At 41.4% G+C, this 4,750-nt stretch carries 7 protein-coding genes; all 7 read left to right on the top strand.

The window, feature by feature from the left end:
* On the top strand, positions 1-1,234 hold a 1,234-nt coding region (gene mbhE / locus AAC037_RS19965; protein WP_339905093.1), incomplete at its 5' end, for a hydrogen gas-evolving membrane-bound hydrogenase subunit E.
* A 2-nt stretch (positions 1,235-1,236) separates the two neighbouring features.
* The gene (locus AAC037_RS19960) at positions 1,237-1,647 is read left to right on the top strand and encodes a Na+/H+ antiporter subunit B (protein WP_014020897.1); all 411 of its coding nucleotides are present in this window, start codon (positions 1,237-1,239) and stop codon (positions 1,645-1,647) included.
* 1 nt (position 1,648) lies between these two features.
* Positions 1,649-2,002 (top strand): Na+/H+ antiporter subunit C, encoded by a 354-nt coding sequence (locus tag AAC037_RS19955; protein ID WP_014020896.1) that lies wholly within the window; start codon positions 1,649-1,651, stop codon positions 2,000-2,002.
* A complete protein-coding gene (locus tag AAC037_RS19950; protein ID WP_339905090.1) occupies positions 1,999-3,507 on the top strand; it encodes a proton-conducting transporter membrane subunit in 1,509 nt (502 codons plus the stop codon). The genes AAC037_RS19955 and AAC037_RS19950 overlap by 4 nt, the downstream gene beginning before the upstream one ends.
* A gap of 12 nt (positions 3,508-3,519) precedes the next feature.
* Positions 3,520-3,999: a Na+/H+ antiporter subunit E gene (locus AAC037_RS19945; protein ID WP_339905088.1), complete on the top strand. Its 480-nt coding sequence runs from the start codon at positions 3,520-3,522 to the stop codon at positions 3,997-3,999.
* A complete protein-coding gene (locus AAC037_RS19940) occupies positions 3,996-4,271 on the top strand; it encodes a cation:proton antiporter (protein WP_014020893.1) in 276 nt (91 codons plus the stop codon). Before AAC037_RS19945 ends, AAC037_RS19940 begins: the two co-directional genes overlap by 4 nt.
* Positions 4,264-4,659 (top strand): monovalent cation/H(+) antiporter subunit G, encoded by a 396-nt coding sequence (gene mnhG, locus AAC037_RS19935; RefSeq protein ID WP_339905087.1) that lies wholly within the window; start codon positions 4,264-4,266, stop codon positions 4,657-4,659. The genes AAC037_RS19940 and mnhG overlap by 8 nt, the downstream gene beginning before the upstream one ends.
* Positions 4,660-4,750 lie beyond the last annotated feature (91 nt).

Here is a 4,750-nt window from a genome sequence, read left to right as displayed (position 1 = left end):
TTTAAATAAGGTAATGCTTCCCGTGGGAATTGCAGCCATTCTTGCCGCCATCTCCAATGCCGGTATTCCTCCTTCCTTTGGATTTGTGGGAAAAGACTTGATTTATGAGGCGACCTTGGGCATGGGAGACATTGCTTGGATCCTAACCGGTCTGGCCATCATTACCAATGCAGCCTTATTATTTGCCGGTTTTTTAGCCGGAATAAAACCTTTTGTAGGGAAACTACCGGAAAAATACCAAAAGCTTCACCTGCCTAGCCCGGCCATGTACCTTCCCCCAATGTTGCTTGGCATATTGGGAATTCTTTTCGGTCTGGCCCCGGGATTAATTGAAGGAGGCATTATAAAGCCCGTCGTACAATCCATCACAGGAGGCACCCCGGATTTTCACTTAAAACTTTGGCATGGTTTCAACCTGATTTTGGTTCTTAGTGCCATCACCATTGGTTCAGGCATCGCCTTGTATTTCTTATTGAAACCTTCTGAAGGGCTACTTGCGAAGGTAACAAGGTTTGAAAAGATTTCCCCCCATACAATTATCAACAAAATTGCCGATGCTTTTGTAGGCCTTAGCAGGATATGGACAAAGTTTTTCCAAAATGGATACCTAAGGTTCTACCTCATCACCATCCTGTCCTTCCTATGCATTTTGTTAGCTTACCGCTTCTTCTCAGGTGTAGAGCTATACCTGGATACATCCAAACTCTCCGATGTCACATTCTATGAGGCGGTGGTAGTCGTGATCATGGCCACTGCCATTTTCTTCACTGTATTTTCAAATTCCAGACTTACGGCTGTAGCCTCTCTAGGTGTAGTGGGATACTCTTTCTGTATGATCTTTTTGTTTTATTCTGCACCTGACCTGGCCATGACCCAGTTTTCTATAGATACCCTCACGGTTATTCTATTTGTTTTGGTCTTGTATAATCTTCCAAGGTACTTGGTATTGCCTGATAACAATGACAAAATCCGGGACGGCTTACTCGCCTTGGTGTTTGGTGGGCTTATCAGCGTATTGACCTTGGAGGTAATGAATGAATCGGTAACCAAGGAAATCAGTGAATACTATGCAAAGAACGCTTATATTCTAGGTAAAGGAAAAAATGTGGTGAACGTTATCCTGGTAGATTTCAGGGGCTTTGATACCATTGTGGAAATCACTGTATTGGCCATTGCAGCCATCGGTGTATTTGGCCTTTTGAAACTTCATCTTAAAAGTACTGAAAAAGAATAATTATGAAAACCATCATATTTAAGACAGCATCGGCATACTTGCTTCCCTTGCTCTTGCTTTTTTCAATCTTCATCCTATTGCGTGGTCATTATTTACCGGGCGGAGGTTTTGTTGGGGGATTAATGGCTTCCATTGCTTTTGTAATTCATTCTTTTGCCAATGGAATCGATAAAACGAAAAACATCATGACCTTCCATCCGGGATTTTTGATGCCTGTAGGCCTACTATTGGCCTTGGTATCCGGCGCCTTGCCCTTGTTTTTCGGGGATACCTTTATGACAGGGTTATGGATGGAGAATGCAGTACCAGTCATTGGTAAGGTAGGTTCTGCTTTATTTTTCGACACGGGCGTTTACCTGGTCGTTATAGGTGTTACCCTCACCATTATTTTCACCATATCAGAAGGATTATAATATGGAAATTTTATTGGTAATAATCATAGGGCTCTTGTATGCCGCAGGCATCTATATGATGCTGAGAAGAAGTTTGGTCAAGCTGATTATTGGTTTGATCTTGCTCGGCAACGGAGCCAATCTGTTAATATTTCTACTGGGGAAAATTGTCAAAGGACAGCCCCCTATTATTGCATCTTCAGAAAAGATGCTGGGAGAATTGTATGCAGACCCTGTACCACAGGCATTAATCCTTACAGCCATAGTTATTAGTTTTGGACTGCAGGCCTTCGCGATAATTCTGGTCAAAAGGGCTTACAAGGTGGTTAAAACAGACGATCTGGACGAAATGAACGCAACCGACGAAGACTTATGAACAACCCATACATTGTTTTACCGGTAATTTTCCAGCTTTTTATAGCCGTGTTATTGATGTTCTCCTGGAACAGCAAGAATATTCAAAAGCTAATTTCTGTAACCGGATCTCTAATCGCCCTTGTAATTAGCATTTTGCTTTTGGTAAAAGTAAATACCGAGGGCATTCAGGTCATGCAAGCAGGAGGTTGGGCTGCTCCTTTTGGGATCACCTTCGTCGCAGACACCTTCAGTTCTCTTTTGGTACTGCTTACCGCAATTGCAGGCTTAGCTGTAAGTGTTTACTCCGTGGGAAGCATCCGAAATGCCCGGGTTAAATTTGGGTATTTCCCCATTTTCCACCTGCTAATCATGGGACTCAGTGGAGCATTCCTTACAGGAGATATCTTCAACCTGTATGTCTGGTTTGAAATCATCATCATATCTTCCTTTGTATTGCTCACCATTGGAGGAGAGAAAGCACAGATAGAAGGTGCCATCAAATATGTTACCATGAACTTATTGGCCTCGGTCATCTTTCTTACCGCCATTGCCATCCTTTACGGCTTGACCGGCAGTTTGAATATGGCTGACCTTTCCTTGAGAGTTGCTAAGATAGAAAACAGAGGTTTGGTAAATGTAACCGCCGTACTCTTTCTTGTAGGGTTTGGAATTAAATCAGCCGTTTTCCCATTGTATTTTTGGCTACCGGCCTCCTACCATACCCCTCCCCCGGCCATTTCAGCCATTTTTGGAGGACTACTTACCAAGGTAGGGGTTTATGCCTTGCTAAGGGTGTTTACTTTGATCTTTGTACCGGATGCTTTTCTCTCCACAGTCATCATGGTTTTGGCGATTTTTACCATTCTGTCAGGTGGAATAGGTGCGCTGATTCAAAACAATATGAGAAAAGTAATTAGCTACCTGATTATTTGCCACATTGGGTTTATGCTTGCAGGTTTGGGGGTTTATAGCAGTTTGGCCATTGCCGGAGCCATCTTTTACCTGGTGCATGACATTGTGGTGAAAACCAATCTTTTCATGGTCAGCGGATTGATATTTAAATTCAAAGGAACCTATTCCATGCGTTTGCTTGGCAGTTTTTATAAGGAACATCCGAAATTAAGTCTCTTGATGGCAATCCCACTCTTTAGCTTGGTAGGAATTCCTCCATTATCAGGCTTTTGGGGCAAGTTGCTTATCCTTCAAGGGGCCATTGAACAAACAAATATATTGGTGGTGGTTTTCGTAATACTGGGAAGTTTTCTTACCTTATTCATTATCACACGCATGTGGTCTGAAGTCTTCTGGAAAGATGGCCCTGAGCTACCAGAGAAAAAGCATATCAAATATTTTAATGCCTTAAAACCTCTGAAAAGAAGAGCCATGATTGGATCCATACTCTTCCTTTCTTTAATTTCACTAGGAATTGGCTTTGGCGCTGAGTGGGTCATGCGATTGTCTATAAAAATCGGAGAAAATCTCATGGATCCCACACAATATATTCAAGCAGTTTTGGGCAATTAATTCGACAGAAAAATGATAAAAACTAGGTTTCTTAGTAACCTATTGCTTTCCTTTATTTGGCTGGCAGTAACAGGTGATTTCTCTTTTATAAATTTCGTGTTTGGCTTTACCTTGAGTTTCTTGTTGATGTGGCTTATTGCACAACGAGGAGAAGACAACAGGTATCTCTACCGAGGACCAAAAGTGATTGCCTTTATATTCTTTTTCTTGTCCGAACTGGTAAAAGCCAATTTGCAGGTGGCCTATGATGTCATAACTCCCAGTTATTTTATGAAACCGGGCATCATCAAAATCCCTCTTGATGCAAAAACAGATATGGAGATCACCTTATTGGCCAACCTTATTACCCTAACACCGGGAACCTTAAGTCTGGATGTGTCGGATGACCGGAAAGTACTCTATGTACATGCCATGTATGTCAAAAACAAAGAGCACTTTATTGCTGATATTAAAAATGGATTTGAACGTAAACTATTGGAGATTTTGAGATGAGCGTATACGACTTCCTATATTATATAATCCTTCCGGTACTGGCCATTTCTACCCTGTTGATATTTATCAGGTTTCTTATTGGCCCTTCCCTATCAGACAGGGTGGTAGCGCTTGACCTACTGCTTACTACCGGAATTGGCATCATTACCATTTACAGTATTTATACCAACCAACCGGCCTTTCTCGATATCGCCATGATTATGGCCTTGATTGCCTTCTTAGGTACTGTCGCATTTTCTTATTATTTAGATAAAAGAGAAAAAAATGAGTGATTTAATAATCATAATTCTAAGCTCCCTTGGGGCCCTATTTATATTACTTGCAGCAGTTGGGGTAATTCGAATGCCCGATCTTTACCTACGGATTTCTGTTACTACCAAAGCAGCCACACTGGGCATAGGTTTATTGCTGATTTCTGCTGCGGTTTATTTCAATGAAATTGGAATTACTTCCAGGGTTTTGGCAATAATTGTATTCATATTGCTAACGGCTCCTGTAGGTGCACATATGATAGGTAGGGCTTCCTATTTCTCCGGAGTAAAACTTTGGTCCAAATCTAAAGAAGACGATTTAAAAGGAAAATACCATCCCAAAACTCATGAATTGGCCAGCGGTATAAACAAAACCGATGAAAAAAATGAAAGTGAAAAATCTAATTAACGCCTGTTATCTAATGATCTTTATGGCTTGCGGTACAGCTTCAAATGACAATAAGACAGCAAATAAAACGAATGATGAGGCTACCTCTTCA

The organism is uncultured Cyclobacterium sp., from assembly GCF_963976465.1.
In the GTDB taxonomy this organism is placed as follows: Bacteria; Bacteroidota; Bacteroidia; order Cytophagales; family Cyclobacteriaceae; genus Cyclobacterium.
Note: the sequence above shows the minus strand (reverse complement) of the source record. Positions and strands in the feature narration are given on the sequence as shown.